General features: G+C 60.5%; 26 protein-coding genes. 12 read left to right on the forward strand and 14 right to left on the reverse strand.

From position 1 onward, the window contains the following. Positions 1-8: 8 nt before the first annotated feature. From srlB to gutQ, 5 genes are all read left to right on the forward strand, one after another. A complete protein-coding gene (gene srlB / locus ACOTY5_RS10390; RefSeq protein ID WP_017692786.1) occupies positions 9-371 on the forward strand; it encodes a PTS glucitol/sorbitol transporter subunit IIA in 363 nt (120 codons plus the stop codon). Positions 372-385: 14 nt separating this feature from the next. After that, positions 386-1,165, forward strand: a complete 780-nt coding sequence (srlD, locus tag ACOTY5_RS10395; protein WP_045141876.1) for a sorbitol-6-phosphate dehydrogenase — start codon at positions 386-388, stop codon at positions 1,163-1,165. 91 nt (positions 1,166-1,256) lie between these two features. Beyond that, a complete protein-coding gene (gene gutM / locus ACOTY5_RS10400; protein WP_040118026.1) occupies positions 1,257-1,616 on the forward strand; it encodes a transcriptional regulator GutM in 360 nt (119 codons plus the stop codon). A gap of 63 nt (positions 1,617-1,679) precedes the next feature. After that, entirely contained in the window at positions 1,680-2,453 is a 774-nt protein-coding gene (gene srlR / locus ACOTY5_RS10405; RefSeq protein ID WP_045141875.1) for a glucitol operon DNA-binding transcriptional repressor SrlR, read from the forward strand. Continuing rightward, complete coding sequence (gene gutQ, locus ACOTY5_RS10410) at positions 2,446-3,411, forward strand: arabinose-5-phosphate isomerase GutQ (protein WP_015571677.1); 966 nt, start codon at positions 2,446-2,448, stop codon at positions 3,409-3,411. The genes srlR and gutQ overlap by 8 nt, the downstream gene beginning before the upstream one ends. Here gutQ and norR read toward each other — a convergent pair. Further along, positions 3,408-4,922, reverse strand: a complete 1,515-nt coding sequence (norR, locus tag ACOTY5_RS10415) for a nitric oxide reductase transcriptional regulator NorR (protein ID WP_017382788.1) — start codon at positions 4,920-4,922, stop codon at positions 3,408-3,410. The genes gutQ and norR overlap by 4 nt on opposite strands. 187 nt (positions 4,923-5,109) lie before the next feature. Here norR and norV point away from each other — a divergent pair, with 187 nt between their 5' ends. Then, the gene (gene norV / locus ACOTY5_RS10420; protein ID WP_017692783.1) at positions 5,110-6,558 is read left to right on the forward strand and encodes an anaerobic nitric oxide reductase flavorubredoxin; all 1,449 of its coding nucleotides are present in this window, start codon (positions 5,110-5,112) and stop codon (positions 6,556-6,558) included. Beyond that, positions 6,555-7,688: an NADH:flavorubredoxin reductase NorW gene (gene norW, locus ACOTY5_RS10425; protein ID WP_015571680.1), complete on the forward strand. Its 1,134-nt coding sequence runs from the start codon at positions 6,555-6,557 to the stop codon at positions 7,686-7,688. The genes norV and norW overlap by 4 nt, the downstream gene beginning before the upstream one ends. A 126-nt stretch (positions 7,689-7,814) precedes the next feature. Here the strand turns inward: norW and ACOTY5_RS10430 are convergent, their stop codons facing one another. From ACOTY5_RS10430 to ACOTY5_RS10445, 4 genes are all read right to left on the reverse strand, one after another. Then, entirely contained in the window at positions 7,815-8,837 is a 1,023-nt protein-coding gene (locus ACOTY5_RS10430) for a HoxN/HupN/NixA family nickel/cobalt transporter (RefSeq protein ID WP_045141873.1), read from the reverse strand. Between the two features lies 1 nt (position 8,838). After that, positions 8,839-11,055: a carbamoyltransferase HypF gene (hypF, locus tag ACOTY5_RS10435; protein ID WP_045141872.1), complete on the reverse strand. Its 2,217-nt coding sequence runs from the start codon at positions 11,053-11,055 to the stop codon at positions 8,839-8,841. A 6-nt stretch (positions 11,056-11,061) separates the two neighbouring features. Continuing rightward, positions 11,062-11,607 (reverse strand): electron transport protein HydN, encoded by a 546-nt coding sequence (gene hydN / locus ACOTY5_RS10440; RefSeq protein WP_017382793.1) that lies wholly within the window; start codon positions 11,605-11,607, stop codon positions 11,062-11,064. Between the two features lie 133 nt (positions 11,608-11,740). Further along, complete coding sequence (locus ACOTY5_RS10445; RefSeq protein WP_323132051.1) at positions 11,741-12,778, reverse strand: LacI family DNA-binding transcriptional regulator; 1,038 nt, start codon at positions 12,776-12,778, stop codon at positions 11,741-11,743. A gap of 189 nt (positions 12,779-12,967) precedes the next feature. On the opposite strand from ACOTY5_RS10445, the gene ascF reads away from it, so the two are divergent. Beyond that, on the forward strand, positions 12,968-14,419 hold the full coding sequence (gene ascF, locus ACOTY5_RS10450; RefSeq protein WP_017382795.1) for a PTS cellobiose/arbutin/salicin transporter subunit IIBC: 1,452 nt from the start codon (positions 12,968-12,970) through the stop codon (positions 14,417-14,419). A gap of 18 nt (positions 14,420-14,437) precedes the next feature. After that, the gene (locus ACOTY5_RS10455) at positions 14,438-15,862 is read left to right on the forward strand and encodes a 6-phospho-beta-glucosidase (protein WP_017692779.1); all 1,425 of its coding nucleotides are present in this window, start codon (positions 14,438-14,440) and stop codon (positions 15,860-15,862) included. An 88-nt stretch (positions 15,863-15,950) separates the two neighbouring features. On the opposite strand, the gene hycI is transcribed toward ACOTY5_RS10455, so the two are convergent. The 9 genes from hycI to hycA all read right to left on the reverse strand — a co-directional run bounded on the left by hycI (position 15,951) and on the right by hycA (position 23,731). Continuing rightward, positions 15,951-16,406, reverse strand: coding sequence for a hydrogenase maturation peptidase HycI (gene hycI, locus ACOTY5_RS10460; protein WP_023295326.1), 456 nt, complete (start codon positions 16,404-16,406; stop codon positions 15,951-15,953). Continuing rightward, on the reverse strand, positions 16,399-16,809 hold the full coding sequence (locus ACOTY5_RS10465; RefSeq protein WP_421631910.1) for a formate hydrogenlyase maturation HycH family protein: 411 nt from the start codon (positions 16,807-16,809) through the stop codon (positions 16,399-16,401). Before ACOTY5_RS10465 ends, hycI begins: the two co-directional genes overlap by 8 nt. Then, the gene (locus ACOTY5_RS10470; RefSeq protein WP_023295327.1) at positions 16,806-17,573 is read right to left on the reverse strand and encodes an NADH-quinone oxidoreductase subunit B family protein; all 768 of its coding nucleotides are present in this window, start codon (positions 17,571-17,573) and stop codon (positions 16,806-16,808) included. The genes ACOTY5_RS10465 and ACOTY5_RS10470 overlap by 4 nt, the downstream gene beginning before the upstream one ends. Further along, positions 17,573-18,115 (reverse strand): formate hydrogenlyase complex iron-sulfur subunit, encoded by a 543-nt coding sequence (locus ACOTY5_RS10475; protein WP_023295328.1) that lies wholly within the window; start codon positions 18,113-18,115, stop codon positions 17,573-17,575. Before ACOTY5_RS10475 ends, ACOTY5_RS10470 begins: the two co-directional genes overlap by 1 nt. A 9-nt stretch (positions 18,116-18,124) precedes the next feature. Then, the gene (locus ACOTY5_RS10480) at positions 18,125-19,834 is read right to left on the reverse strand and encodes an NADH-quinone oxidoreductase subunit C (protein ID WP_421631911.1); all 1,710 of its coding nucleotides are present in this window, start codon (positions 19,832-19,834) and stop codon (positions 18,125-18,127) included. Between the two features lie 15 nt (positions 19,835-19,849). Further along, the gene (locus ACOTY5_RS10485; protein WP_017382801.1) at positions 19,850-20,773 is read right to left on the reverse strand and encodes a respiratory chain complex I subunit 1 family protein; all 924 of its coding nucleotides are present in this window, start codon (positions 20,771-20,773) and stop codon (positions 19,850-19,852) included. 1 nt (position 20,774) lies between these two features. Then, on the reverse strand, positions 20,775-22,589 hold the full coding sequence (gene hycC, locus ACOTY5_RS10490; RefSeq protein WP_062934065.1) for a formate hydrogenlyase subunit 3: 1,815 nt from the start codon (positions 22,587-22,589) through the stop codon (positions 20,775-20,777). After that, positions 22,586-23,194 carry a 4Fe-4S dicluster domain-containing protein gene (locus ACOTY5_RS10495; protein ID WP_017382803.1) on the reverse strand — a complete coding sequence of 203 codons (609 nt, stop codon included), beginning with the start codon at positions 23,192-23,194 and terminating at the stop codon, positions 22,586-22,588. The genes hycC and ACOTY5_RS10495 overlap by 4 nt, the downstream gene beginning before the upstream one ends. Positions 23,195-23,266: 72 nt before the next feature. Beyond that, complete coding sequence (gene hycA, locus ACOTY5_RS10500) at positions 23,267-23,731, reverse strand: formate hydrogenlyase regulator HycA (RefSeq protein ID WP_017382804.1); 465 nt, start codon at positions 23,729-23,731, stop codon at positions 23,267-23,269. A gap of 210 nt (positions 23,732-23,941) precedes the next feature. On the opposite strand from hycA, the gene hypA reads away from it, so the two are divergent. The 3 genes from hypA to ACOTY5_RS10515 are packed head-to-tail and all read left to right on the forward strand — an operon-like array spanning position 23,942 to position 25,422. Further along, positions 23,942-24,292 (forward strand): hydrogenase maturation nickel metallochaperone HypA, encoded by a 351-nt coding sequence (gene hypA / locus ACOTY5_RS10505; RefSeq protein WP_017692771.1) that lies wholly within the window; start codon positions 23,942-23,944, stop codon positions 24,290-24,292. A gap of 3 nt (positions 24,293-24,295) precedes the next feature. Next, complete coding sequence (gene hypB, locus ACOTY5_RS10510) at positions 24,296-25,159, forward strand: hydrogenase nickel incorporation protein HypB (protein WP_032671926.1); 864 nt, start codon at positions 24,296-24,298, stop codon at positions 25,157-25,159. Then, positions 25,150-25,422, forward strand: coding sequence for a HypC/HybG/HupF family hydrogenase formation chaperone (locus ACOTY5_RS10515; RefSeq protein ID WP_045141992.1), 273 nt, complete (start codon positions 25,150-25,152; stop codon positions 25,420-25,422). Before hypB ends, ACOTY5_RS10515 begins: the two co-directional genes overlap by 10 nt. Position 25,423 lies beyond the last annotated feature (1 nt).

Genomic DNA, 25,423 nt, shown 5'->3' on the forward strand with positions numbered 1-25,423 from the left:
TTCCTGCCATGACCGTGATTTACCAGACCACCATTACCCGCATCGGCCAGAGCGCAGCCGATGCTCTGAGCGACCAGATGCTGATCACCTTCCGCGAAGGCGCCCCGGCAGATATCGAAGAGTTTTGCTTTATCCACTGCCACGGCGAGTTAAACGGCGAGCTGAAGGCCGGTGGCCAGCTGGAGCTGGGCAAGGCGCGCTATGCCGTAACCGCCGTCGGTGACGTCGCCGAGCAAAACCTGCGCGAGCTGGGGCACATCACCTTGCGTTTCGACGGCCAGCCGCGGGCGGAGTATCCCGGCACGGTTCACGTTGAGGGGCCGGTTCCACAGGCTGTCACCCCAGGCTGCACGTTAAAATTTATTTCGTAATAAAGGAGAGACACATGAGTCAGGTTGCCGTTGTCATTGGTGGGGGACAAACCTTAGGCGAGTTCCTCTGCCATGGGCTTGCCGCAGAGGGCTACCGCGTGGCGGTCGTGGATATTCAGAGTGAGAAAGCCGCCCGCGTAGCGGACGCCATCAACACCGAATTTGGCGAAGGGATGGCGTATGGATTTGGCGCCGACGCCACCAGCGAGCAGAGCGTGATGGCGCTGGCCCGCGGCGTGGATGAGATTTTTGGTTGCACCGATCTGCTGGTCTACAGCGCGGGGATTGCGAAAGCGGCCTTTATCAGCGATTTCGAACTGGGGGATTTTGATCGCTCGTTGCAGGTGAATCTGGTGGGCTATTTCCTCTGCGCCCGCGAATTTTCCCGTCTGATGATCCGCGACGGTATTCAGGGGCGCATCATTCAGATCAACTCAAAATCGGGGAAAGTGGGCAGCAAGCACAACTCCGGCTACAGCGCGGCGAAGTTTGGCGGCGTCGGGCTGACGCAGTCTCTGGCGCTGGATCTGGCCGAATACGGCATAACCGTGCACGCGCTGATGCTGGGTAACCTGCTGAAATCCCCGATGTTCCAGTCCCTGCTGCCGCAGTATGCCGCCAAACTTGGCATCAAAGCGGAGGATGTCGAACAGTACTACATCGACAAAGTGCCGCTGAAGCGCGGGTGCGATTATCAGGACGTGCTGAACATGCTGCTGTTTTACGCCAGCCCGAAAGCCTCGTACTGCACCGGGCAGTCGATTAACGTCACCGGTGGGCAGGTGATGTTCTGAGTTCATTCCCCGGTGGCGCTGCGCTTACCGGGGCTACAATCCCCGTAGGCCGGGTAAGGCGCAGCCGCCACCCGGCAGTTAAGGAGCCGATATGGTCACCGCACTCATCACCGTCGCCGCCCTCGCCTGGCTTTGCCAGATGGCGTTTGGCGGCTGGCAAATCCATCAGTTTAACCGCGCCTTTGATGCGTTGTGTCAGAAGGGACGCGTGGGTGTTGGGCGTTCCGGCGGACGCTTTAAGCCGCGGGTTGTCGTCGCTGTTGCGCTGGATGAAAACAATAAGGTCTGCGATTCCCTCATCATGCGCGGCGTAACGGTGTTTGCCCGTACGACCAAAATTCAGGCGATCAACGGCATTTCGCTGCATGAATTACAACCTGATGTGATCTTCCCCCATGATTCACTCTGTCAGAATGCACTATCATTAGCGCTTAATCTGAAACATGGATAATTTCGTTGTGAAAGTTATAAACTTGCGGAATTATCATTTCGCAACGTAAGGAACGAAGCGCCTATGAAACCACGTCAGCGGCAGGCGGCCATACTTGAGCATCTGCAAAAGCAGGGAAAGTGCTCGGTAGATGATCTGGCCCACTACTTTGACACCACCGGCACGACAATACGCAAGGACCTGGTGTTGCTCGAAAACTCCGGCGCCGTCATTCGTACCTACGGCGGCGTGGTGCTCAATAAAGACGAAGCCGACCCGCCTATCGACCACAAAACGCTGATCAATACCCACCAGAAAGCGCTGATTGCCGAAGCCGCCGTCAAATTTATCCAGGACGGCGATTCCATCATCCTTGACGCAGGCAGTACCGTCCTACAGATGATCCCGCTGCTCAGCCGCTTTAATAACATCACCGTGATGACCAACAGCCTGCATATCGTCAATGCCCTGTCAGAGTTCGACAGCGAGCAGACCATCCTGATGCCCGGTGGCACCTTCCGTAAAAAATCGGCGTCGTTTCACGGGCAGCTGGCGGAGAATGCCTTCGACCACTTCAGCTTCGATAAGCTGTTTATGGGCACGGACGGCATCGACCTCAACGCGGGCGTGACCACCTTCAACGAGGTGTTCAGCGTCAGCAAAGCGATGTGCAACGCCGCGCGGGAAGTGATTTTGATGGCGGACTCGTCGAAGTTTGGCCGTAAAAGCCCCAACATTGTCTGTAGCCTTGAAAGCGTCGATAAGCTGATTACCGACGCAGGTATCGATCCGGCATTTAAAAAAGCGCTGGAAGCGAAGGGCATCGACGTGATCGTAACCGGAGAGAAAAATGAGTGATTTTCTGTTAAACGCAGGCCGTCAGACCCTGCTGCTGGAGCTACAGGAAGCCAGCCGCCTGCCGGAGCGTCTGGGTGAGGATTTTGTTCGTGCAGCCAACACCATTATCCACTGCGAGGGCAAAGTGATCGTGGCGGGTATCGGTAAATCCGGTCATATCGGCAAGAAGATTGCCGCGACGCTTGCCAGCACCGGCACCCCGGCGTTCTTCGTGCATCCTGCCGAAGCGCTGCACGGCGATCTGGGGATGATCGAAAGCCGCGACGTGATGCTGTTTATCTCCTACTCCGGTTCAGCCAAAGAGCTGGATCTCATCATCCCTCGCCTGCAAGAAAAATCGGTGGCCCTGTTAGCGATGACCGGCAAATCCCGTTCGCCGCTGGCGCTGGCCGCGAAAGCAACGCTGGATATTTCCGTTGAGCGCGAAGCCTGTCCGATGCACCTGGCACCGACCTCCAGCACCGTCAACACGCTGATGATGGGCGACGCCCTGGCGATGGCGGTGATGCAGGCGCGCGGTTTTAATGAGGAAGATTTCGCCCGCTCCCATCCTGCGGGCGCGCTTGGGGCTCGTCTGCTCAACAAAGTTCACCACCTGATGCGCACGGACGATGCCATTCCTCAGGTCAAACTCGACACCAGCGTGATGGACGCCATGCTGGAGCTGAGCCGCACCGGGCTGGGGCTGGTTGCGGTATGCGACAATGACCGCCAGGTGAAGGGCGTCTTCACCGACGGCGACCTGCGCCGCTGGCTGGTGGGCGGCGGCAAGCTGGAGGCGCGGGTATCCGAAGCAATGACCCAGGGCGGGCTGACGCTGAATGCCGACAGCCGCGCGATTGAAGCCAAAGAGGTGCTGATGAAGCGCAAAATCACCGCCGCGCCGGTGGTGGACGAGCACGGCAGGCTGTGCGGCGCGATCAACCTGCAAGACTTCTACCAGGCGGGGATTATTTAACCCTTCAGCCCCAGACGTTTCGCCAGCCTGTGAAGGTTGGCGACGTCCATCTCCAGCGCCCGCGCGCACGCCGCCCAGCTGCGGTTATTCTGCTCCAGCGCGCGGGCGATCATCTGACGCTGGAACGCATCCGTCGCCTCGCGCAGGTTTTCGTTCACGCTCTCAGGTATCACCGGCTTCACGGGCGGCATCGTTTCCTCATGCAGCGCGAAATGGCGCGCATGAATAACCACTTCATCCCCCGAACGCGTTGCCCGCGCCAGCACCACCGCGCGGTGGATCGCATGTTCCAGCTCACGCACGTTACCCGGCCAGCCGTAGCTCAGCAGGTGCGTCCTCGCGCCGGGACTTAGCACCACGCGGGAAAGCCCCATTTTGAGCCGACACTGTTCGCAGAAAAAGCCCGCCAGCAGAACCACATCCTCGCCCCGCTCGCGCAGCGGCGGCACCGTGAGCGGGAACACGCTCAGACGGTGGAACAGATCGGCGCGGAAATTCCCCGCCAGCACCTCTTCGCGCAGATCGCGGTTCGTCGCCGCCAGCACGCGCACATCCACGCGTAAGCTGCGATCGTCTCCCACGCGTTGAATATCGCCATACTGCAACACCCGCAGCAGTTTGGCCTGAAGCGAAAGGGAGAGTTCGCCAATTTCATCGAGGAACAGCGTGCCGTTATCAGCCATTTCGAACTTGCCGCTGCGGTTGCTGATCGCCCCGGTAAAGGCCCCTTTGACGTGTCCGAACAGCTCGCTTTCCGCCACGCTTTCCGGCAACGCCGCGCAGTTGAGATAGACCAGCGGATTCACCGCACGGGGCGAGGCTTCGTGGATCGCTTTTGCCACCAGCTCTTTACCGGTGCCGGTCTCCCCGAAGATCAGCACGTTCAAATCAGACGCGGCGACAATCTCAATCTCCTTTTTGAGCTGCGCCATGCCTGGCGAAAGGCCGATCATTTCGGTGTGCGCCACCTGCTCAAACGCCGTCGGGCTACCCGGAAGAATATTCTGGCTCTCCAGCTGTTCTATCAGCAGGGCGTTGTTCAGCGCCCCGGCCGCCAGCGCGGCAATCAGCCGTAGCTCTTCGTCGCTGAAGGTATCGAACTGATCAGGCGACATGCCGTCGAGGGTTAACGCGCCAATCAGGTTCTGCCCGGCAAACAGCGGCAGGCCGATACAGGCGTGCACCTTCAGGCTCTCCTGTCCGGGGATCAGGCCGTCGTAAGGATCGGGCAGATCGCTGTCTGCCGGGAAACGCACCACGTCACCCGCGCGGGCGATGGTTTCCAGACGCGGGTGGCCCTCCAGGGTAAAGCGCCGCCCGAGTACGTCCTTCGCCAGACCGTCGATAGCCAGCGGAATAAACTGCCGCCCTTCGTAACGCAGCAGCGCCGACGCATCGCAATCCAGCACGTGGCGCAACGTGGAGATCAGCCGCTGAAAGCGGTCCTGATGACCAATACCGGTTTGCAGTTCTATGGCGATCTTCGCCAGCACATCTACGGAAAAGCTCATCTCTGCCTCACTGTCATTTTGACAATACATAGTGTCATATTGACAACTTTTAAGATAGTCAAAATGACTACCCACTAAAGAGCATCGAAACGAAAACACATTATTTTCAACAAGTTAAAAAGTTGGCACGCAACTTGATATATGACAGTCATCTTATTTGAAAACGCCGTATTAAGTTGAGGTTGCTATGTCTATTCTGGTTAAAAATAACATTCATTGGGTGGGTCAACGTGACTGGGAAGTACGTGATTTTCACGGGACGGAATACAAAACGCTGCGCGGCAGCAGCTACAACAGCTATCTCATTCGTGAAGGTAAAAACGTCCTGATCGATACCGTCGATCACAAATTCAGCCGCGAGTTCGTGCAGAACCTGCGCAGCGAAATCGATCTGAATGAGATCGACTACATTATCATCAACCACGCGGAAGAGGATCATGCCGGGGCGCTGACCGAGCTGATGTCCCACATTCCGGATACCCCGATCTACTGCACCACCAACGCCATTGACTCCATCAACGGCCACCACCACCATCCGGAGTGGAACTTCCACACCGTGAAAACCGGCGACACGCTGGATATCGGCAATGGCAAACAGCTGATCTTCGTGGAAACCCCAATGCTGCACTGGCCGGACAGCATGATGACCTACATGACCGGTGACGCGGTGCTGTTCAGTAACGACGCCTTCGGCCAGCACTACTGCGACGAACGTCTGTTCAACGACGAAGTGGATCAGACCGAGCTGTTCGAACAGTGCCAGCGCTACTACGCCAACATCCTGACCCCGTTCAGCCGTCTGGTCACGCCAAAAATCACCGAGATCCTCGGCTTCAACCTGCCGGTGGATATGATTGCCACCTCCCACGGCGTGGTATGGCGTGAAAATCCAACCCAGATTGTCGAACTGTACCTGAAGTGGGCGGCGGACTATCAGGAAGATCGCATCACCATCTTCTACGACACCATGTCCAACAACACCCGCATGATGGCGGACGCCATTGCCCAGGGCATCAACGAAGTTGACCCGAACGTGGCGGTGAAAATCTTCAACGTGGCGCGCAGCGATAAGAATGAGGTATTGACCAACGTCTTCCGCTCCAAAGGCGTGCTGGTGGGGACCTCCACCATGAATAACGTGATGATGCCGAAAATTGCCGGACTGGTAGAAGAGATGACCGGCCTGCGCTTTCGTAACAAACGCGCCAGCGCCTTTGGTTCACACGGCTGGAGCGGCGGCGCGGTAGACCGTCTCTCCACCCGTTTACAGGATGCCGGTTTTGAGATGTCCCTGAGCCTGAAGGCGAAATGGCGTCCGGATCTCGACGCGCTGGAAATCTGTCGTCAGCACGGTCGCGACATTGCCCGCCAGTGGGCGCTTGCGCCGCTGCCGGAAACCGCACCCGCCGCGGCGGTTACGCCGAAAGCTGTAGCAGAAGCCGCTCCTGCCGCTGCCGACCTCGGCCCTTGCATGCAGTGCAGCGTCTGCCAGTGGATTTACGATCCTGAGCTGGGCGAGCCGTTGCAGGATGTCGCGCCGGGTACGCCGTGGAGCGAGGTGCCGGACAACTTCCTCTGCCCGGAATGTTCCCTCGGGAAAGACGTCTTTGATGAACTGGCAACGGAGGCAAAATGAGCCACGGCATCGTCATTATCGGCTCGGGCTTTGCCGCCCGCCAGCTGGTGAAAAATATCCGCAAACAGGATGCTAACGTGCCGTTGACGGTGATCGCCGCCGACAGCATGGATGAGTACAACAAGCCTGATTTAAGCCACGTCATTAGCCAGAATCAGCGCGCCGACGATCTCACCCGCCAGACGGCGGGGGAGTTCGCAGAACAGTTTAACCTGCGTCTGTTTCCGTACACCTGGGTCACCGATATCGACGCCGACGCCCACGTGGTGAACGCGAAAGATAAAACCTGGCAGTACGACAAACTGGTGCTGGCGACGGGGGCATCGGCGTTTGTGCCGCCGGTTGAGGGCCGCGAGCTGATGGTCACGCTCAACAGCCAGCAGGAGTATCAGGCCAGCGAGACCCTGTTACGCGACGCCACGCGGGTGATGATTGTCGGCGGCGGACTGATTGGCACCGAGCTGGCGATGGACTTCTGCCGGGCGGGAAAATCCGTCACCCTGGTTGACCACGCGGCCAGCATTCTGTCAGCGCTGATGCCAGCAGAAGTAAGCAGTCGCTTACAGCATCGTCTGACCGACATGGGCGTGCATCTGCTGCTGAAATCGCAGTTACAGAGCCTGAGCAAAACCGAAACCGGCATTTGTGCGACGCTCGACCGCAACCGCAGCGTTGAAGTGGATGTGGTTATTGCGGCGACGGGGTTGCGCCCGGAAACCGCGCTGGCGCACCGCGCGGGCGCAGAGATCAATCGCGGCGTGAAGGTGGACAGCTACCTGCAAACCACCCAGCCGGACATTTATGCCCTGGGCGACTGCGCGGAAATTAACGGCCAGGTGCTGCCGTTCCTGCAACCGATTCAGTTAAGCGCCATGTTCCTGGCGAAAAACCTGCTCGGCGGCAACGCCCCGGTGAAATTACCCGCCATGCTGGTGAAGGTAAAAACGCCGGAACTACCGCTGCATCTCGCAGGTGAAACGCAGCGTCAGGATCTGGACTGGGAGATTGTCCTTTCGCCTCAGGGCATGGTGGCGCGCGGCACCGATACCGACGGTCAGATGCGCGCCTTTGTCGTCAGCGAAGACAGAATGAAGGAGGCCTTCGCGCTGCTGAAATCGCTACCAGCTTAACCCTCGTCATGCCGGGTGGCGCTCCGCTTACCCGGCCTACAGTACTGCCACGCTTACTTAACCTTTGGATTTTGTTGTCCACCGCCCCGATGTCCCGGGGCTTTTTTTATCGCTACACTTTCAGCGTCAGGAGCGCACCACCAGCGCGTCATAACCGCGCCAGCGATAGTTCGCCATCGAGATCAGCCAGCAGGCGACAAACAGCCCGACCACCACAAATCCGGCATCGCCCAGGTTATCGTTTACCGCGCCAATCAGATCCCACACGCCGCCGCTGAGGGCGAACTTGTCCATCAGCAGACCCAGCGCTTCCAGGCCGCCGATAAACAGCGCCACCACCACCGAAGTGCCGGTGATGGTCATGTTGTAGTAGAGCTTGCGCTGCGGCTTGTTAAACGCCCAGCCGTAGGCACCCACCATCAGCAGGTTATCGAGCGTATCCACCAGCGCCATGCCGCTGGCGAAGAGCGCCGGGAAGATCATGATCGACCACACCGACATCCCGCTGGAGGCGCTGGCGGCGGAGATCCCCAGCACGCCGATTTCGGTGGCGGTGTCGAACCCCAGGCCGAACAGGAAACCGACCAGGTACATCTGCCAGCTTTTATTGACGAGGCGGAAGGTTTTGCCGAACAGCCAGTTCATGACGCCGCCCTGTGCAGGCAGCGTGATGTCGCCCTGCACGGGCCTGCCGTGTTTCAGCGCCTGAAAACTGCGCCAGACGCCGCGCAGGATCACCATATTCACCAGCGCCATCGCCAGCAGGAAGGTGGCGGAGACGGCGGTGCCAATCAGGCTGCCGGTTTCGTGGAACCATGCCATGTTTTTCTGAAACGCCGTGGCGGTAGCGGCGATAGCAATGGAGGCCAGCACCACGATGGTGGAGTGTCCGAGTGAAAACCATGCGCCCACGCCGGACGGGCGCTTGCCCTGCTGCATCATCTTACGCGTCACGGTATCAATCGCGGCGATATGGTCGGCGTCCACCGCATGACGCAGTCCGTAACACCAGGCCAGCAGGCTGGCCGCCATCAGCGCCGTACTGCCGCTAAAGGTGTGCCACGCCAGCCCCCAGGCCAGCAGGTTAGCCATCCCGAGAGCCAGCAGCAGGCACGCTGCACGAGGTTCATTGCGTAAAAGTCGTAACATTTTAAATCCTTTGTGAACATGATCGGGCGGCAGCAACCACCGCCTGCCCGAAGGAGATCGCTCCGTCGCCTGCGGGCAGGCGCGAAGGAAAAAGAAGCGTGAAATCAGAAAGGTAATGACGAAGGCGCGCACGCAGCAGGCGGTTGTGAAGGACGCCGCCGCTGAAGCACACCGTAGAGAGCGACCGTCGGCGGGCATGCGTTGCCGCCAGTTCGCTCAGCCCTTTTGCCAGCGCATCGTGAAAAGCCCAGGCACGCTCGCCGGGTTCCGCCCGCCAGGTAAGCCACTGTTGCCAGAACAGCGCAAGGTTATCCGTCTGGAGCGTCACCGGATGATCAACCCCTGCGCAGCGTTCGGCCAGCGCCTCCAGCCGGCACGCGGCTTCGCCCTCATAGCGTTGCGTTTCAATGCCCAGCGCACAGGCCACGGCGTCGAACAGACGACCACAGGAGGAGGCCCGCGGCGCATTGATACCGCGCGACACAGCCGTTGCCAGCAGCGGCCAGTTTTGACGCTGTACCACCTCTGTTTCCGGGTACTGCTGCCAGTCAGGTACGAACGCCAGACAGTGGGCGAGCAAATTGCGCCACGGCTGTTTTGCCGCCAGATCGCCCCCCGGCAGCGCAACGGCTGGCAGACCGCCCAGCCGTTCGCAGTCGCGATAGTTCACCCGCAGGCACTCGCCGCCCCACAGCGCGCCGTTCTCGCCCATGCCGATCCCGTCCAGCGTCAGGGCAATAACATCCCCGCCGTTGAGCGGCCAGCCATTCTCCGCCAGACACGCTGCCGCATGCGCATGATGATGCAGCACGGTCTCAACGGGCAGCGCCTGCGCCCGGGCCCACAGTCGGGCGTGATAACCCGGATGGGCATCGCACACCACGCGCTCAGGCTGAAAGGCGTAGATGTCCTGCATCGTCGAGAGCGCACTGCGCCACTGCGCCTCTACCCCCTCGTCGCTCAGATCGCCAAAATGCTGGCTCAGTACCGCCTGGTTGCCACGCACCAGGCAGAAGGTGTTTTTCATCTCCGCGCCGGTGCATAACATGGGCGGGATGTCGCGGAATCCGGCGGGCAATGTGATGGCATCCGGCACAAAACCGCGTGCGCGACGCAGCATCGTGCCCTCCTGGTCCATCACTGAATCATCCATCCGTTGCAGGATGTCGCGGTTGTGCAGCAGGAAGCCGTCAGCGATGTCACTGAGTTCTTCCAGCGCCTGCTGGTTGCTTATGGCGGGTGGATGGCCGCTGAGGTTGCCGGAGGTCATCACCAGCGGGCGCTGGCAGTCCAGCATCAGCAAATGCTGGAGCGGGTTCGCAGGCAGCATCACGCCGACCGTATCCAGCCCCGGCGCAATCTCCTCAGGAAACGCAGGAAGGCAGGCTTTTGGCGTCAGCACAATCGGCGCAGCGGGTGAACGTAACAGCGTCTGGATGGCCTCCGGCAGATCGTCCGCATGCGGGATCATCACCGCCAGCGGCCTGGTCGGGCGCTGCTTGCGTGCCCGTAATTTCCGAACCGCCTGCGGGTTAAGCGCGTCGCAGACCAGGTGAAAACCGCCCAGCCCTTTGACCGCCACAATCCCGCCGCCTTCCAGCATCGCCACCGCCGCGCTTAACGCCGATTCGCGGGTGGCAGCAGCCTCCCCGGCTCGCCACTCCAGCTGCGGTCCGCAATCCGGGCAGGCCACCGGCTGGGCGTGAAAACGCCGGTCAGCCGGGTTGCGGTACTCCGTTTCACAGGGCACACAGAGAGGGAATGGCGCCATTGACGTGGCCGGGCGGTCATAGGGCATGGCGCGGATAATGGTAAACCGCGGCCCGCAGTGGGTGCAGTTGATAAACGGGTAGCGGTAGCGACGTTCGCGGGGATCGCGCATCTCCACCAGGCATGCGGGACAGGTGGCGGCATCCGGGACGATTTGCGTGTCCATCGCCCCGCTCTCGCTGTGGCGGATGACAAACTCATCCGGCAGCGTCGTCCAGCTGAACGGCTGCGTTTCAATGCGATCGATGCGCGCCAGCGGTGGGCAGTCCTGGCGCAGTCTCGCGGTAAAGTCACCCCCACTGCCCGCGAGACGCACCAGGACACCCTCTCCGTCGTTGCAGACGTCGCCTGCCAGCCCCAGCTGGTGCGCAAGCTGCCAGACGAAGGGACGAAATCCTACCCCCTGCACCTTGCCGCGCACCCGAAGCTGTACGCCGTTAACGCGCATCGCAATTTAAAACAGCAGCGATGACGAGGTGTCGAACGCCGCGCGGCGGCGTTTTTCGGCACTCATCTGTTCGAGCTTGTCGCGATCGACGCAGACCAGCGCATGCGTCGGACAGGCTTCCATACACGCCGGACCGGCATCGCGGTGGTAGCAGAGGTCACATTTATTGGCTTCGGCTTTCTCCGCGCGTACGCTCAGCCCGATACCGCTGTTGCGCACCACCGGGCGAACCACCACCTCCATCGCGCCATACGGACACGCCACCACACAGGTTTTGCACCCGATGCAGCGCTCCTGCATCACATGCACGAAGCCTTTCTCGCGCTTAATCGCCCCGTTCGGACAGACGTTGGCGCACGGCGCGTCTTCGCACTGGCGACAGATAGCGGCGGTAGAAATATTCACGCCTTTAATGACGTGGATGCGCGGCAGGAAGGTATCAGGGGTGAGAGAGGCGCAATCCTGCTCTGCCTGATGGGACACCACGCACGCCACTTCACAGGTACGGCAACCAATGCATTTGCTGGCATCGGCCATAATAAAACGGTTCATCTGCTTCTCCGGCATTACTGTTATGCGCGAAGCTATTCATAAACCGTGCCAATATTTAATGCATTGATTTTATAGGGAAATTTAAAAGAGAAGGATCTGTCATCGTCATTAGTGACGATGACAGATGTCGACGTCAGCGATGCGGGCCGTCAATGACGGAGTCGCGCAGGATAAGCTCGCCGGAGAAGGTTTGCTGAGGCTTAAACTCACCGCCGTCGAGCATGAAAATCATACGGCTGATGGTCTCCTGAATCATCTCCGTTACCGGAATACGCACGCTGGAGAGGGACGGCACGATATAGGGCGCGATTGCCACGTCGTCAAAGCCGATGACGGACACTGCGCCCGGCGTGGCGACGCCGCTCTCGTGCAGCTGCCTGATGGCGCCAATCGCCATATCGTCGTTACTCGCCACCAGCGCGGTAAACGTTTCGCCGCGGGTGAGCAACTGAGAGACCGCCGCCGCGCCGCTGGCCGGGTTCCACTTCCCTTCGGCGATCAGCGCGTCGCGAACTGCAATCCCGTGCTGCGCCAGCGCGTCCTTGTAGCCGGAAAGACGCTCCACCCCGGTGGGGGAATCCAGCGAACCGGTGATAAACGCAATCTCCCGGTGGCCTTTCTCAATCAGCTGCGATACCGCGTCCTGACACGACGCTTTATGATCAGACCAGACGCTGTGACTGCTGTTTTTCCGCAAACGGCGGTTGAGCACCATGATCGGCTGCTCGCATTTCTCAATGATCTCGTCCAGCGCTTCCACGCTCAGAAAACGCGGATAGATGATTACCGCGTCGCAGCGCATGTCGAGCAGGTACTGGATCGCCTCGCGCTCCTCTTCGGCGCTGTGCTTGCCGTCCGCCAGGATCAGCTGACGCCCCTTCTCTTCCGTCATCCGCGCGGCGTTAAACAGCAGCTCGCTAAAGTAGACCCCATGGTACAGGGTGTTCGTCACCACCAGCCCCAGAGTCTGGGTGCGTTTGGTCGCCAGGTTTCGCGCCAGCAGATTGGGGCGATACCCGCTCTCTTCGATGGCCTGAAAAACCCGGTCTTTCGTCTCCTGGCTGACGTAACCGTTCCCCGACAGTACCCGGGAGACCGTCGCTTTTGATACGCCTGCCCGCTTCGCCACTTCCAGCATCGTGGTCATATTATTATTCCGTCTGAACCTGATGGGCGCAGTGTACTGCACCGCAGAAAAATTGTCGCAGCGGCGTTATCACGCTTTTTACGGCCACGAGTGATCGTCATCACGAAACGAAAAAATGCATAAAAAGTGGTCTTGTTTCATTAAAAGAAACTCATGATGATTGTGTGAAACCGGTTTCCTACACTTCTCACAACGATAACAGGATCACATCCGATGGCAAAAAATTACGCTGCGCTGGCGACCGACGTCGTTAGCGCGCTGGGCGGCAAAGAGAACATCGTCGCCGTCACCCACTGTATGACGCGACTGCGCTTCGTCCTGAAAGACGAAAGCCTCACCGACGCCGCACGCCTGAAAAGCATCAGCGGCGTGCTCGGCGTGGTGCGCAACGACAACCAGTGTCAGGTGATCATCGGCAACACCGTGTCCCAGGCATACCGTGAAGTGGTGAGCCTGCTGCCCGCTAACCTGCAACCTGCCGTAGCGGAAGGTCCACAGAAGCTCACGCTGCGCCGGATTGGCGCCGGGATCCTCGACGCGCTGATCGGCACCATGTCTCCGCTGATCCCGGCGATCATCGGCGGGTCGATGGTCAAGCTGCTGGCGATGATCCTTGAGATGACCGGCGTGCTGGGCAAAGGCGACCCGACGCTGACGATCCTGACCGTTATCGGCGATGGCGCGTTCTTCTTCCTGCCGCTGATGGTGGCGGCGTCCGCGGCGGTGAAGTTCAAAACCAACATGTCGCTGGCAATCGCCATCGCGGGCGTTCTGGTTCACCCGAGCTTTATCGAGCTGATGGCGAAAGCCGCGCAGGGCGAGCACGTTGAGTTCGCCTTCATTCCGGTGACGGCGGTGAAATACACCTACACCGTTATCCCGGCGCTGGTGATGACCTGGTGCCTGTCATACATCGAACGCTGGGTGGATCGCATTACCCCGGCGGTGACCAAAAACTTCCTCAAGCCGATGCTGATCGTGCTGATTGCCGCCCCGCTCGCCATCGTACTGATTGGCCCGCTCGGGATCTGGATCGGCAGCGCCATCTCCGCGCTGGTCTACACCATTCACGGCTATCTGGGCTGGCTCTCCGTTGCCATTATGGGCGCGCTGTGGCCGCTGCTGGTGATGACCGGGATGCACCGCGTGTTTACGCCGACCATCATCCAGACCATTGCCGAAACGGGCAAAGAAGGGATGGTGATGCCGTCGGAGATCGGCGCCAACCTGTCGCTCGGCGGTTCGTCGCTGGCGGTGGCGTGGAAAACCAAAAATCCGGAGCTGCGCCAGACGGCGCTGGCCGCGGCGGCCTCCGCCATCATGGCGGGCATCTCTGAACCGGCCCTGTACGGCGTAGCGGTACGCCTGAAGCGTCCGCTGATTGCGAGCCTGATCAGCGGCTTTATCTGCGGCGCGGTGGCAGGCATGGCAGGCCTTGCCAGCCATTCGATGGCGGCGCCGGGGCTGTTTACCAGCGTGCAGTTCTTCGACCCGGCCAACCCGATGACCATCGTCTGGGTGTTTGGCGTGATGGGTCTGGCGGTAGTGCTGTCGTTTGTGCTAACCCTGCTGTTAGGGTTTGAGGATATCCCGGTAGAAGACGAAGCCGAAAAAGCACGCGCCCTGCAAACCGCACCGGTACAGAACAAAGCAGCAGAAGCATAAACTGAAAGCGAGGTAAGAATGTCTGTTTTTCCACAAGGATTTTTATGGGGCGGCGCGCTTGCCGCCAACCAGAGTGAAGGGGCTTACCGTGAAGGCGGCAAAGGACTGACGACGGTCGACATGATCCCCCACGGCGCAAACCGTCTGGCGGTAAAAGTCGGCAAGGAAAAACGGTTTTCGTTGCGGGACGACGAATTCTACCCGAGCCACGAGGCGATTGATTTTTACCATCGCTACAAAGAAGACATCGCCCTGATGGCGGAGATGGGCTTTACGGTGTTCCGCACCTCGATTGCCTGGAGCCGCCTCTACCCGAACGGCGACGAACCGCTGCCGAATCAGGAAGGCATTGCCTTCTACCGCGCGGTGTTCGAGGAGTGTAAAAAGTACAACATCGAGCCGCTGGTGACGCTCTGCCACTTCGACGTGCCGATGCACCTGGTGACGGAGTACGGCTCCTGGCGCAACCGTAAGATGGTGGATTTCTTCGCCCGCTACGCCCGCACCTGCTTCGAGGCGTTTAACGGGCTGGTGAAATACTGGCTGACCTTCAACGAAATCAACATCATGCTGCACAGCCCGTTCTCCGGCGCGGGGCTGGTATTTGAAGAAGGTGAAAACGAAGATCAGGTGAAATACCAGGCCGCGCACCACGAGCTGGTGGCGAGCGCGCTGGCGACCAAAATCGCCCACGAGGTGAACCCGGAAAACCACGTCGGCTGCATGCTGGCGGGCGGCAATTTCTACCCGTACTCCTGCAAGCCGGAAGACGTGTGGATGGCGCTGGAGAAAGACCGCGAGAACCTGTTCTTTATCGACGTGCAGGCGCGCGGCAGCTATCCGGCTTACTCTGCCCGCGTGTTCCGCGAGAAAGGCGTGGTGATTGTGAAAGACCCGGGCGACGATGAACTGCTGAAAAACACCGTCGACTTTGTCTCGTTCAGCTATTACGCCTCGCGCTGCGCGTCGGCGGACATGAACGCGGGAAACACCAGCGCGGCGAACATCGTGAAGTCCCTGCGCAACCCGCACATTCAGGTGAGCGAATGGGGCTGGGGCATTGACCCGCTCGGCCTGCGCATCACCATGAACATGATGTACGACCGCTACCAGAAGCCGCTGTTCCTGGTGGAAAACGGCCTTGGAGCGAAGGACGTCATTGATGAAAACGGCGAGATCAACGACGACTACCGAATCAGCTACCTGCGCGAGCATATTCGCGCGATGGCTGATGCGATTGAGGACGGCGTACCGCTGCTGGGCTACACCACCTGGGGCTGCATTGACCTTGTCTCGGCCTCAACGGGGGAAATGAGCAAGCGCTACGGGTTTGTGTACGTCGAACGGGACGACGCCGGGAACGGCACGCTGGACCGCAAGCGCAAGAAATCATTCTGGTGGTATAAGAAGGTGATTGCGAGTAACGGGGGGGATCTGGAGTAGCCTGTTGCCCTCACCCCAGCCCTCTCCCACAGGGAGAGGGGGATGGGTTTGGTAGGCCGGGTAAGGCGAAGCCGCCACCCGGCACTGCTCAGAGCTGAGAAAATCCCCCATCCCCAACCCACCCGGCAAGCCGTGAATAGACCACGTCCACCGCCTCTTTCACCGGCGGCGTCATCGGGTAATAGAACCCGACAATGTCCGGCTGAATCCCCAGAAACAGCACCTCACCCACGTCGTCTTTAATCTGATCGACCAGGTAGTTCAGCGGCATATTGTGCGTCGTCATCATAAACATTTCGGCGATGTCGTCCGGGTCAATCAGGCGGATCTCACCGGGGTTGAGCCCCATATCGGTGGCATCAACGATTAACAGCCTGTCCGGGCGCAGCTCGCGAATGGCCACCACGTCGTTTTCCGGCGCGCTGCCGCCGTCAATCACCACCCAACTGCCCGGCGGGTTTGCGGCGCACAGTTCCGCCAGCAGCGGACCCGCGCCGTCGTCGCCCATCATGCTGTTGCCGACACACAGTAAAACGTCAGTCACATAATCTCCTCACCATCAGGTAGATGGCGCTCTCCTGATGAATATCGTGCAGCATGCTAAGCAGCGTTTTGCTCCACGCCTGCTGCTCGGGGGTTTGCCTGCTCAGCGCCTCGTCAAAGGCGTTGGCGAGCATCGCAATGTGGTTGGCATCGATGACGATCTCGCCGTATTTCGGCACGCCCTCCATCTTGCGCCGCGCCGTGCTGCCCTCCTCCAGCGTGGCGATCCACGCCAGGTAATCGGCCCACGGGCAGCTCAGCGCCGCCTCCAGGCAGTCGATCACCCCTAGGTGATGCCCAATCGCCAGGCTGTAATAGACCACCTGCTGCGCCGCAGCCGGCGTGGCATCGTTCTCATCAATAAACTTACGGCTCAGCTGGCTGAACACCACCGTTTCACTCATCGGATACGCGCCTCATCCACGATGCTGTTCAGGTTCGCCACGATCTCATTGAGTCGCGGATCGTTTTCCGCCTCCAGCCAGCGCGCCACCTGATGGTCGCCCTGGCTCAGCAGGCGCAGATAATCGTCGGCAATCTGGCGGCCATAGCGATAGCCCGCCAGTTTCCGCGCCGTGCGGTCAACCTTCACCCGCAGCGGCTGCACCATGTCCGGGTGCAGAATGGCGGCAGGCTGGTTGTCCAGCTCGCCCGGCTCGCGGGCGTGGATTTTTTGCTCCAGCAGGCCGAGCGCCATCGCAAAGCCGTACAGCGTCGCGGCAGGCGTTGGCGGACAGCCTGGAATGTAAACATCAACCGGCACGATTTTGTCGGTGCCGCCCCAGACGCAGTACAGGTCGTGGAAGATGCCGCCGCTGTTGCCGCAGGCACCGTACGAGATGCAGATTTTCGGGTCCGGCGCGGACTGCCAGGCGCGCAGCGCGGGGGATCGCATGGCGCGGGTGACGGCCCCGGTAAACAGCAGAATGTCCGCATGGCGCGGAGACGGCACCACTTTGATGCCGAAGCGCTCGGCGTCAAACAGCGGTGACAGCGTGGCGAAGATCTCAATCTCGCAGCCGTTGCAGCCGCCGCAGTCCACGCGGTAGACGTAGGCCGAGCGTTTGATTTTTTTCAGCAGCGACGCCTTCATGCTGGCGATGGATTCGTCCACCGTCATCGGCACAGGAATGCCGTTAGCATCGCGCGGGCCCAGTAGGTTTTCCATCAGCTGGCCTCTCTCATATGGCGGGTGATATCAATACGGTCGGACGGCAGCAGGCACTTCTGACGCTTGCACTCCGGGCAGGTTTCGAAGTTTTCGCGGTGATGCTCCGCGCGGACGTCGCCGTTGTGCTTCAGCAGCGCGATGGCGTAGTCGATCTCTTTTTGCACGGCGAACGGACGCTTGCAGACGCGGCAGTTGCACAGCGCAAAGCGCGACTGCTGGAGGAAGTCCTCTTTTTTCCACACCGCCAGCTCGTACTCCTGAGACAGGCGAATGGCCACCGTCGGGCAGACCTCCTCGCAGCGGCCGCAGAAGATGCAGCGCCCGAGGTTAAACTGCCAGGCCAGCTCGCCGGTTTTCAGGTCCGTTTCCACCGTTAAGGCATTCGACGGGCAGGCGTTGACGCAGGCCGCGCAGCCGATGCACTGCTGCGGATTGTGCTCCGGCTTGCCGCGAAAGTTTTTATCCACCGGCATCGGCTCCAGCGGATAGCTGCTGGTCTGCGTGCCGGTTTTGATCACTTTTTTGATAAAGGTAAACATGGCGAGTCCTTATTTCAGCGGCGAGTTTTTACGCTCAATGCCGTAGCGCTCAAGCTCTTTGTACGGCACCACCTGGCTTTTCTTCTTGCGCACGTCCACGACGGTCATGCGGTCGGTGCAGGAGTAGCACGGGTCGAGGCTGCCGATGATCAGCGGCGCATCGGAAACCGTGTTGCCGCGCAGCATGTAGCGCAGGGTTGGCCAGTTGGCGTAGGTGGCCGCGCGGCAGCGCCAGCGGTAGAGCTTCTGGTTGTCGCCGGTCATGCTCCAGTGGATGTCGTCCCCGCGCGGCGCTTCGGCAAAGCCGAGGGCAAAGCGGTTTGGAATGTAGGTGAAGCCTTCCACCATCAGCGGGCCGCCCGGCAGATTATCGAGGCCGTAGTCGATCATGTTCAGCGCGGTGAATACCTCGTTGATGCGCACCTTCAGGCGGGAGATGACGTCGCAGCCCTGCTCGCTGTGCACGGTCATCGGCAGCAGGCCGTAGCCGACGAACGGGTGATCGGCGCGGGTATCGCGGGCGTGGCCGCTGGCGCGCACCATCGGACCGACGTTGCTGAAGTCGCGGGCGATTTCCGGATCAAGACGACCGATGCCGACGGTGCGCTGCTCGATGTTGGGCGTGCTGAGCAGCATATTCACCAGCTCCTGCACGTCCCGCCGCATCTGCTGCGCCAGCTGGCGGGTCTGGATCATGTCGTCTTTCAGCAGGTCGCGGCGGATCCCGCCGATCAGGTTCAGGCCGTAGGTTTTACGCGCCCCGGTAAGGATCTCCGCCATCTTCATCGACGCCTCGCGCACGCGGAAGAACTGCATAAACCCGGAGTCAAAGCCAACGAAGTGGCAGGCCAGGCCGAGGTTCAGCAGGTGCGAGTGCAGGCGCTCCACCTCCAGCAGAATGGCGCGGATCATCTGCGCGCGTTCCGGCACCACGATCCCCATGCCGTTTTCCACCGAGGTGGTGTAGGCGGTGCTGTGGGCAAAGCCGCAGATGCCGCACACGCGGTCAGAGAGGAATGTGACTTCGTTGTAGCCCATGCGGGTCTCCGCCAGCTTCTCCATGCCGCGGTGGACGTAGAACAGGCGGTAGTCGGCGTCGATAATGTTCTCGCCGTCGACGAACAGGCGGAAGTGGCCCGGTTCGTCGGAGGTAACGTGCAGCGGGCCAATCGGCACCACGTTATTCTTCTTGCTGCCCAGCTCGTTGATGAACTCGTAGGTTTCGCTGTCGGTGGTCGGGGCCGGGCGCTGGCGGTAGTCCATGCTGTCCTTGCGCAGCGGATAGAGTTCATCCGGCCAGTCGTCCGGCAGCACCAGGCGACGCTCGTCAGGCAGGCCAACCGGCACCAGACCATACATGTCGCGCACTTCGCGCTCGCCCCAGACGGCGGCAGGCACGCGCGGCATGACGGAGGGGTATTCCGGCTTGTTCGGGTCGACTTCGACGCGCACGGTGAGCCAGCACTTCTCCCCCTGCTCCATCGACATCACGTAGTACACCGCATAGTTGCCACACAGCTGACGCTCGTCGTTGCCGAACAGCACTGACAGCCAGCCGCCCTGCTGGTAATAGAGAAACTCCACCACTTCCGGCAGATAGTTCACCTTAATGGTGACGGTGATCTGGTCTTTGGTTTGCCAGGACTCCTCCAGCACCACGCCCGGGAAAGCCTGATGCAACGCGGCGAGATACTGCTGACCTTTCTTTTCTTCAGACATAAACACTCTCTTTAATCACGCCACCAGCAAGGAGACGAACGCTAAAAATGCAAAACCAAAACCGGCCCAGGTGATGCGTGACGTTTCGACAAAACGCAGGCGCGCCATGCTGTTTTCAAACAGGGCAATCACCAGCACGCCGATAAGCAGCTTGAGCACAGCCACCACCACGGCCAGCAGCAGGCCGCCCGCAGAGAAGTGCGTCATCTGCCCCCACGGGAAGAAAACGCCGACGAACATCTGCAACACCACCAGCTGCTTGAGGCTGATGCCCCACTTCAGCACCGCAAAGCCGTAGCCGCTGTATTCGGTGAGCGGCCCCTCCTGTAATTCCTGCTCCGCTTCCGCGAGATCGAACGGCAACTTGCCCATCTCGATAAAGGTGGCGAACGCGCAGGCGCAGAGCGCCAGCACCAGCGGGAGAGAACGTGAAACCGGCCAGTGGTAAACGGTGTCGGTGATAAAACTGATATGGGTCGAGCCTGCAACCTGCGCGGCGACCCACAGCCCCAGCAGCAGAATTGGCTCAACCAGCACGCCGAGCATCGCCTCGCGGCTGGCGCCGATACCCGTAAACGGGCTGCCGGTATCCAGACCCGCAATCGCAAAGAAGAAACGCGCGATGGCGAAGAGGTAGATCAGCGTAATCAGATCGCCCAGCACCGGCAGCGGCGAGCCCACCGTCACCACCGGCAGCGCGGTGGCGATGGTCAGCATCACGCCCACCATCACAAACGGCGTCAGGCGGAACACCCAGCCTGCGGCGTCCGGCGCGACGCTCTGACGGGAAAGCAGTTTGAAGAGATCGCGGTACTCCTGGAGCACGCCAGGTCCGCGACGGTTGTGCAGCCGGGCGCGCGCCACGCGCGTGATGCCCGACAGCAGCGGCGCGGCGGCGAACAGCACCAGCGCCTGAAGAATTGCCAGTAACAGACTCATGTCAGGCTCCTCGTGAAATGACAATCACCACCAGCACCGCCAGCTCGATCAGCGCCAGGCGGCGGAACAGCACGGGCACGGCGGCATCCTGCCAGCCCGGCACCCAGCCCACCGGGTTCAGCCAGTGGCGCAGCTTCAGCACGGCGGCGAAGTTCTCCTTCACCGGCATAGCGAAACCGTGGGCGGTGATGACCATCGACTGCTCATGTTCGTAGCCGCAGGCCCACGCCGCGCCGCGCGAGCGGGAGGCGAGACGGTCGCGTCTGAAGAACAGCATCAGCACGAACGGCAGGAGCGGCGCGGCAATCAGCAGCAGCGCCATCATCGGCTGGGAAACGACGGTATGCGCCGTGACCAGCGGCAGCGGAATGGCGTGGCCCAGCAGCGGCAGCAGCCACGGCGCGGCGACGCCGCCCGCGATGCAGCACAGCGCCAGTGCGACCACGCTTACGCCCATCAGTAGCGGTGCGCAGCAGGCGTTCTCAGCCTCACGCGTACGCGGTGCGCCCAGGAAGGTGACTCCGTAAACCTTCGCCATACACATCACCGCCAGCGCGCCGGTGATCGCCAGGCCCACCGCCAGCAGCGGGCCGAGTAAACGCCCGATAAACGCCTCGCTCTGGCCGAGGGCGAAGAAGGACTGATAAATCACCCACTCGCCGGCAAAGCCGTTCAGCGGCGGCAGCGCAGCCATCGCCATCAGCCCGACCAGCATCGCCAGCGAAATGACGGGCATTTTTTTGCCAATCCCGCCGAGCTTTTCAATATCGCGGTGCCCGGTGCGGAACCAGACGCTGCCCGCACCGAGGAACAGGGTGCTTTTAAACAGACTGTGGTTGATAAGGTGATACAGACCGCCAATAAACCCGGCGGCAATCAGCGCCGGCTGGTTGAGCGCCAGCCCGGTGACGCCCGCGCCCATGCCGAGCAGGATAATCCCGATGTTCTCCAGGGTGTGGTACGCCAGCAGACGCTGGATGTTGTGCTCCATCAGCGCGTACAGCCCGCCGACGAACGCGGTGATCATCCCCGCAATCAGCAGCGCCACGCCCCACCACAGCGGCGGCTGACCGCCCGTCAGGGTTATCATCAGGATGCCGAACAGACCGACCTTCATCACCACGGTGGAGAACAGCGCAGCGGCCGGGGCTGAGGCATTGGCATGCGCCTGCGGCACCCAGCCGTGCAGCGGGATAATCCCGGCCAGCAGGCCAAAACCGACTACGCCCAACAGCCAGACGTCGTTGCCCAGCGGCTGACCGTTAAGCGCGGCAAAATCCAGCGTGCCGAAACGCTGCCACACCAGCCAGCAGGCCAGCGCCAGCAGCAGCGTACCGAGACGTCCGAGCGCAAACCACAGCTTGCCGGAGGCGCTGCATCCGGTCAGGAACACGCCGCACAGGGCCATGATTTCTGCCATCACCACCAGCGCGCCGAGGTTGCTGGCGATAACGGTACAGACCGCGGCGGCCATCAACAGGTTAACCAGCAGGCCGTTGGCTTTGGTGTGCTGATGTCGGTGCCAGTCGACATTAAACAGGCTGATAAACAGCCCGCACAGGCCAAAGGTTATCAGCCAGATGGCGTTCAGCGGCGTAAGCTCAACGGCGTGGTGAATCAGCGGGATGAGGGTGTCGACGGACTGGCCGTCGATCAGGACAACCCCGCCCGCCGCCAGCGTCATCAGGCTGCCGACCGCCCCACCGATACCGGCGATCACCCCGCTCAGCGTTTTATGGAAGGAGAGGAGCAGCGCCAGGACAGCGGCGGCGGCAAACCAGGCCACACCGCTGGTCATCATAACTATCGCGTTCATTTCGCCCCCTCGTTAAGCGCCCGCAGCAGCGAAAGATCGCCGACGTCGGTATTGATGGTCAGCTCGCGCTTGCGTTTGCTGGTGCGAGCGATGTCGCGGATGTTGACCAGGACCAGCGCCCGGGTCGGGCAGGTCCGCACGCAGGCCGGACCCTGCTCATCGAAGCTGCACAGATCGCACTTCACCGCAACGGCGCGAATGCCCGGCACCCAGTCCAGCAGCGTACTCACGCGTGCCGGAGCCGGTGGCGCAGGCGGCGCTTTCGCAGTATTAGCATTCGCCGGAATATGCAGCGGACGGCTGCCGGAAAACTCAATGGCGCCGAACGGACAGGCGATGCCGCACAGCTTGCAGCTCACGCACAGGCTTTCGTTCAGCTGTACCGCGCCGTCAACGCGGGTGATGGCATTGACAGGACAGACGCCCGCGCACGGGGCGTCTTCACAGTGGTGACAGAGCTGCGGGGCAGACTCTTTCTCATTACGCATGACGCGCAGGCGCGGCATGGACTGTAGCCCGTGCAGGCGGTGCGTTTCTGAGCACGCCGCCTCACAGGTCCGACAGCCAATACAGACCGTCGAGTCAGCAATTACAAAACGGTTCACCGGGTCATCCTCTGGTGATGGTCATTTTTGACGAAAAAAACTGTCTTATCGACACTTCTCGACACTCGCTTTTCAGGCCACGTTCGCGGAGGATTTTCCGTCGATCAGCTGTTTCAGGTTGACTGGCCTGTCATGCTCAACGGCGGCGTAGAGGCCGTTATAAACCGGCGCGATTTTCTCCAGATAGTGCTCCAGCACCTGCTGGCGATCGCGGTTGCTGACGTGACCGTCCACCATGCCGTCCGCCATCAGCTGCGCCCGGGCGATGCAGTGCCTGTCGCCCTCTTTCGTCTCGACGTAGTACTCAATCGTGTGGCTGTTGAAGGTCTCCGCCAGGGTGACGTAAATCGTAAAGTGACCGAACAGGACAAAACGCATATCCCCCTGCGCCGCACAGCTCATGGCGTGATGCAGATGGGCCTTCGACAGCGTGATCCCCTGGATCAGTGAATTGCAGTACAGGTGCCATTGCTCCTGAAGCTGCTGATGACGTTGCGCGATGTAATCCGCTTTTTCGCTAATTTCCCAAATAGTCATAAAAGGTATCCGGTTAATGGAGTTAGCGGCTGTTAAGCAGATTTCGTGCCAGTTTTTAATTTATTGATTTAAATGGATTTTAAAGAGATGCGCACTGTCACCGCCGCGGTGTCGACGTGTCATTTCGACAGCGTTGACATCGTCATGCCGTAACGCAAATCAAGCTGGCACCGTTATTGCATTGAAGGGGCAATTCATTAAGGAGGCGTCATGCACGAAATCACCCTCTGCCAGCGGGCACTGGAACTTATCGAACAGCAGGCAGTGCAAAACCACGCGAAACGCGTCACCGGCGTCTGGCTGAAGGTCGGGGCGTTTTCCTGCGTCGAGACCAGCGCCCTCACCTTCTGTTTTGAGCTGGTGTGCCGCGGCACGCTGGCGGAAGGGTGCGCGCTGCATATCGACGAGCAGCAGGCGGAGTGCTGGTGCGAGCAGTGTCAGCAGTACGTCACGCTGCTGTCATCGAAGGTACAGCGCTGTCCGCAGTGCCAGAGCAGCGGGCTGCGCATCGTGGCGGATGACGGTATGCAGATCCAACGCCTCGAAATCGAGAAGGAGTAATGTATGTGTAGTACCTGCGGTTGCGCTGAAGGCAACCTGTATATAGAAGGGGATGAACACCGTCCCCACTCCGCGTTTCGCTCCGCGCCCTTTTCTCCTGCCCCGCGTCCCGCGGCGGCCCTGACCGGCATCACCTTTGCCCCGCAGCGTTCCGACGCGGGCGACCTCCATTACGGCCATGGCGAAGCGGGTACGCACGCGCCGGGCATCAGCCAGCGCCAGATGCTGGAGGTGGAGATCAACGTGCTGGACAAGAATAACCAGCTCGCCGCCCGCAATCGCGCCCGCTTTGCCGCGCGCGAACAGCTGGTGCTGAACCTGGTCTCCAGCCCCGGCTCCGGTAAAACCACGCTGCTGACCGAAACCCTTAAACGTCTGAACGAACACGTCTCCTGCGCCGTAATCGAAGGCGACCAGCAAACGGTAAACGACGCCGCGCGCATCCGCGAAACCGGTACGCCTGCGATTCAGGTCAACACCGGGAAAGGGTGCCACCTGGACGCGCAGATGATTGCCGACGCCGCCCCGCGCCTGCCGCTGGCGGATAACGGTATCCTGTTTATTGAAAACGTCGGCAACCTGGTCTGCCCGGCAAGCTTCGACCTCGGCGAGCGGCATAAAGTGGCGGTGCTCTCCGTGACCGAAGGGGAAGACAAGCCGCTGAAATATCCGCATATGTTTGCCGCCGCCTCCCTCATGCTGCTGAACAAGGTCGACCTGCTGCCGTACCTGAATTTCGACGTGGATAAGTGCCTGGCTTACGCCCGGGAAGTGAACCCGGACATTGAGATCCTGCTGGTTTCCGCCACGCGCGGCGACGGGATGGACGCCTGGCTGAACTGGCTGGAGAACGAACGATGTGCATAGGCGTCCCCGGACAAATTCATTCCATCGACGGCAATCAGGCCAAAGTGGAAGTCTGCGGCATCCTGCGCGATGTCGACCTGACGCTGGTAGGCAGCCACGATGAGACCGGCGCAACGCGTCTAGGCCAGTGGGTGCTGGTCCACGTGGGTTTTGCCATGAGCGTGATTAATGAGGAAGAAGCCCGCGACACGCTGGATGCGCTACAGAATATGTTTGACGTCGAGCCGGACGTGGGCGCCCTGCTGTATGGTGAGGAGCGATAAC

The sequence above is a fragment of the Enterobacter cloacae complex sp. SHL018 genome, assembly GCF_049237905.1.
GTDB classification, from domain to species: Bacteria; Pseudomonadota; Gammaproteobacteria; order Enterobacterales; family Enterobacteriaceae; genus Enterobacter; species Enterobacter hormaechei_C.

What these genes read in the sequence shown, in the direction of transcription:
- srlB (WP_017692786.1), top strand. Translation starts at nt 9, where the DNA reads ATGACCGTGATTTACCAGACCACCATTACCCGCATCGGCCAGAGCGCA.
- srlD (WP_045141876.1), top strand. Translation starts at nt 386, where the DNA reads ATGAGTCAGGTTGCCGTTGTCATTGGTGGGGGACAAACCTTAGGCGAG.
- gutM (WP_040118026.1), top strand. Translation starts at nt 1,257, where the DNA reads ATGGTCACCGCACTCATCACCGTCGCCGCCCTCGCCTGGCTTTGCCAG.
- srlR (WP_045141875.1), top strand. Translation starts at nt 1,680, where the DNA reads ATGAAACCACGTCAGCGGCAGGCGGCCATACTTGAGCATCTGCAAAAG.
- gutQ (WP_015571677.1), top strand. Translation starts at nt 2,446, where the DNA reads ATGAGTGATTTTCTGTTAAACGCAGGCCGTCAGACCCTGCTGCTGGAG.
- norR (WP_017382788.1), bottom strand. Translation starts at nt 4,922, where the DNA reads ATGAGCTTTTCCGTAGATGTGCTGGCGAAGATCGCCATAGAACTGCAA.
- norV (WP_017692783.1), top strand. Translation starts at nt 5,110, where the DNA reads ATGTCTATTCTGGTTAAAAATAACATTCATTGGGTGGGTCAACGTGAC.
- norW (WP_015571680.1), top strand. Translation starts at nt 6,555, where the DNA reads ATGAGCCACGGCATCGTCATTATCGGCTCGGGCTTTGCCGCCCGCCAG.
- ACOTY5_RS10430 (WP_045141873.1), bottom strand. Translation starts at nt 8,837, where the DNA reads ATGTTACGACTTTTACGCAATGAACCTCGTGCAGCGTGCCTGCTGCTG.
- hypF (WP_045141872.1), bottom strand. Translation starts at nt 11,055, where the DNA reads ATGCGCGTTAACGGCGTACAGCTTCGGGTGCGCGGCAAGGTGCAGGGG.
- hydN (WP_017382793.1), bottom strand. Translation starts at nt 11,607, where the DNA reads ATGAACCGTTTTATTATGGCCGATGCCAGCAAATGCATTGGTTGCCGT.
- ascF (WP_017382795.1), top strand. Translation starts at nt 12,968, where the DNA reads ATGGCAAAAAATTACGCTGCGCTGGCGACCGACGTCGTTAGCGCGCTG.
- ACOTY5_RS10455 (WP_017692779.1), top strand. Translation starts at nt 14,438, where the DNA reads ATGTCTGTTTTTCCACAAGGATTTTTATGGGGCGGCGCGCTTGCCGCC.
- ACOTY5_RS10465 (WP_421631910.1), bottom strand. Translation starts at nt 16,809, where the DNA reads ATGAGTGAAACGGTGGTGTTCAGCCAGCTGAGCCGTAAGTTTATTGAT.
- ACOTY5_RS10470 (WP_023295327.1), bottom strand. Translation starts at nt 17,573, where the DNA reads ATGGAAAACCTACTGGGCCCGCGCGATGCTAACGGCATTCCTGTGCCG.
- ACOTY5_RS10475 (WP_023295328.1), bottom strand. Translation starts at nt 18,115, where the DNA reads ATGTTTACCTTTATCAAAAAAGTGATCAAAACCGGCACGCAGACCAGC.
- ACOTY5_RS10480 (WP_421631911.1), bottom strand. Translation starts at nt 19,834, where the DNA reads ATGTCTGAAGAAAAGAAAGGTCAGCAGTATCTCGCCGCGTTGCATCAG.
- ACOTY5_RS10485 (WP_017382801.1), bottom strand. Translation starts at nt 20,773, where the DNA reads ATGAGTCTGTTACTGGCAATTCTTCAGGCGCTGGTGCTGTTCGCCGCC.
- hycC (WP_062934065.1), bottom strand. Translation starts at nt 22,589, where the DNA reads ATGAACGCGATAGTTATGATGACCAGCGGTGTGGCCTGGTTTGCCGCC.
- hycA (WP_017382804.1), bottom strand. Translation starts at nt 23,731, where the DNA reads ATGACTATTTGGGAAATTAGCGAAAAAGCGGATTACATCGCGCAACGT.
- hypA (WP_017692771.1), top strand. Translation starts at nt 23,942, where the DNA reads ATGCACGAAATCACCCTCTGCCAGCGGGCACTGGAACTTATCGAACAG.
- hypB (WP_032671926.1), top strand. Translation starts at nt 24,296, where the DNA reads ATGTGTAGTACCTGCGGTTGCGCTGAAGGCAACCTGTATATAGAAGGG.
- ACOTY5_RS10515 (WP_045141992.1), top strand. Translation starts at nt 25,150, where the DNA reads ATGTGCATAGGCGTCCCCGGACAAATTCATTCCATCGACGGCAATCAG.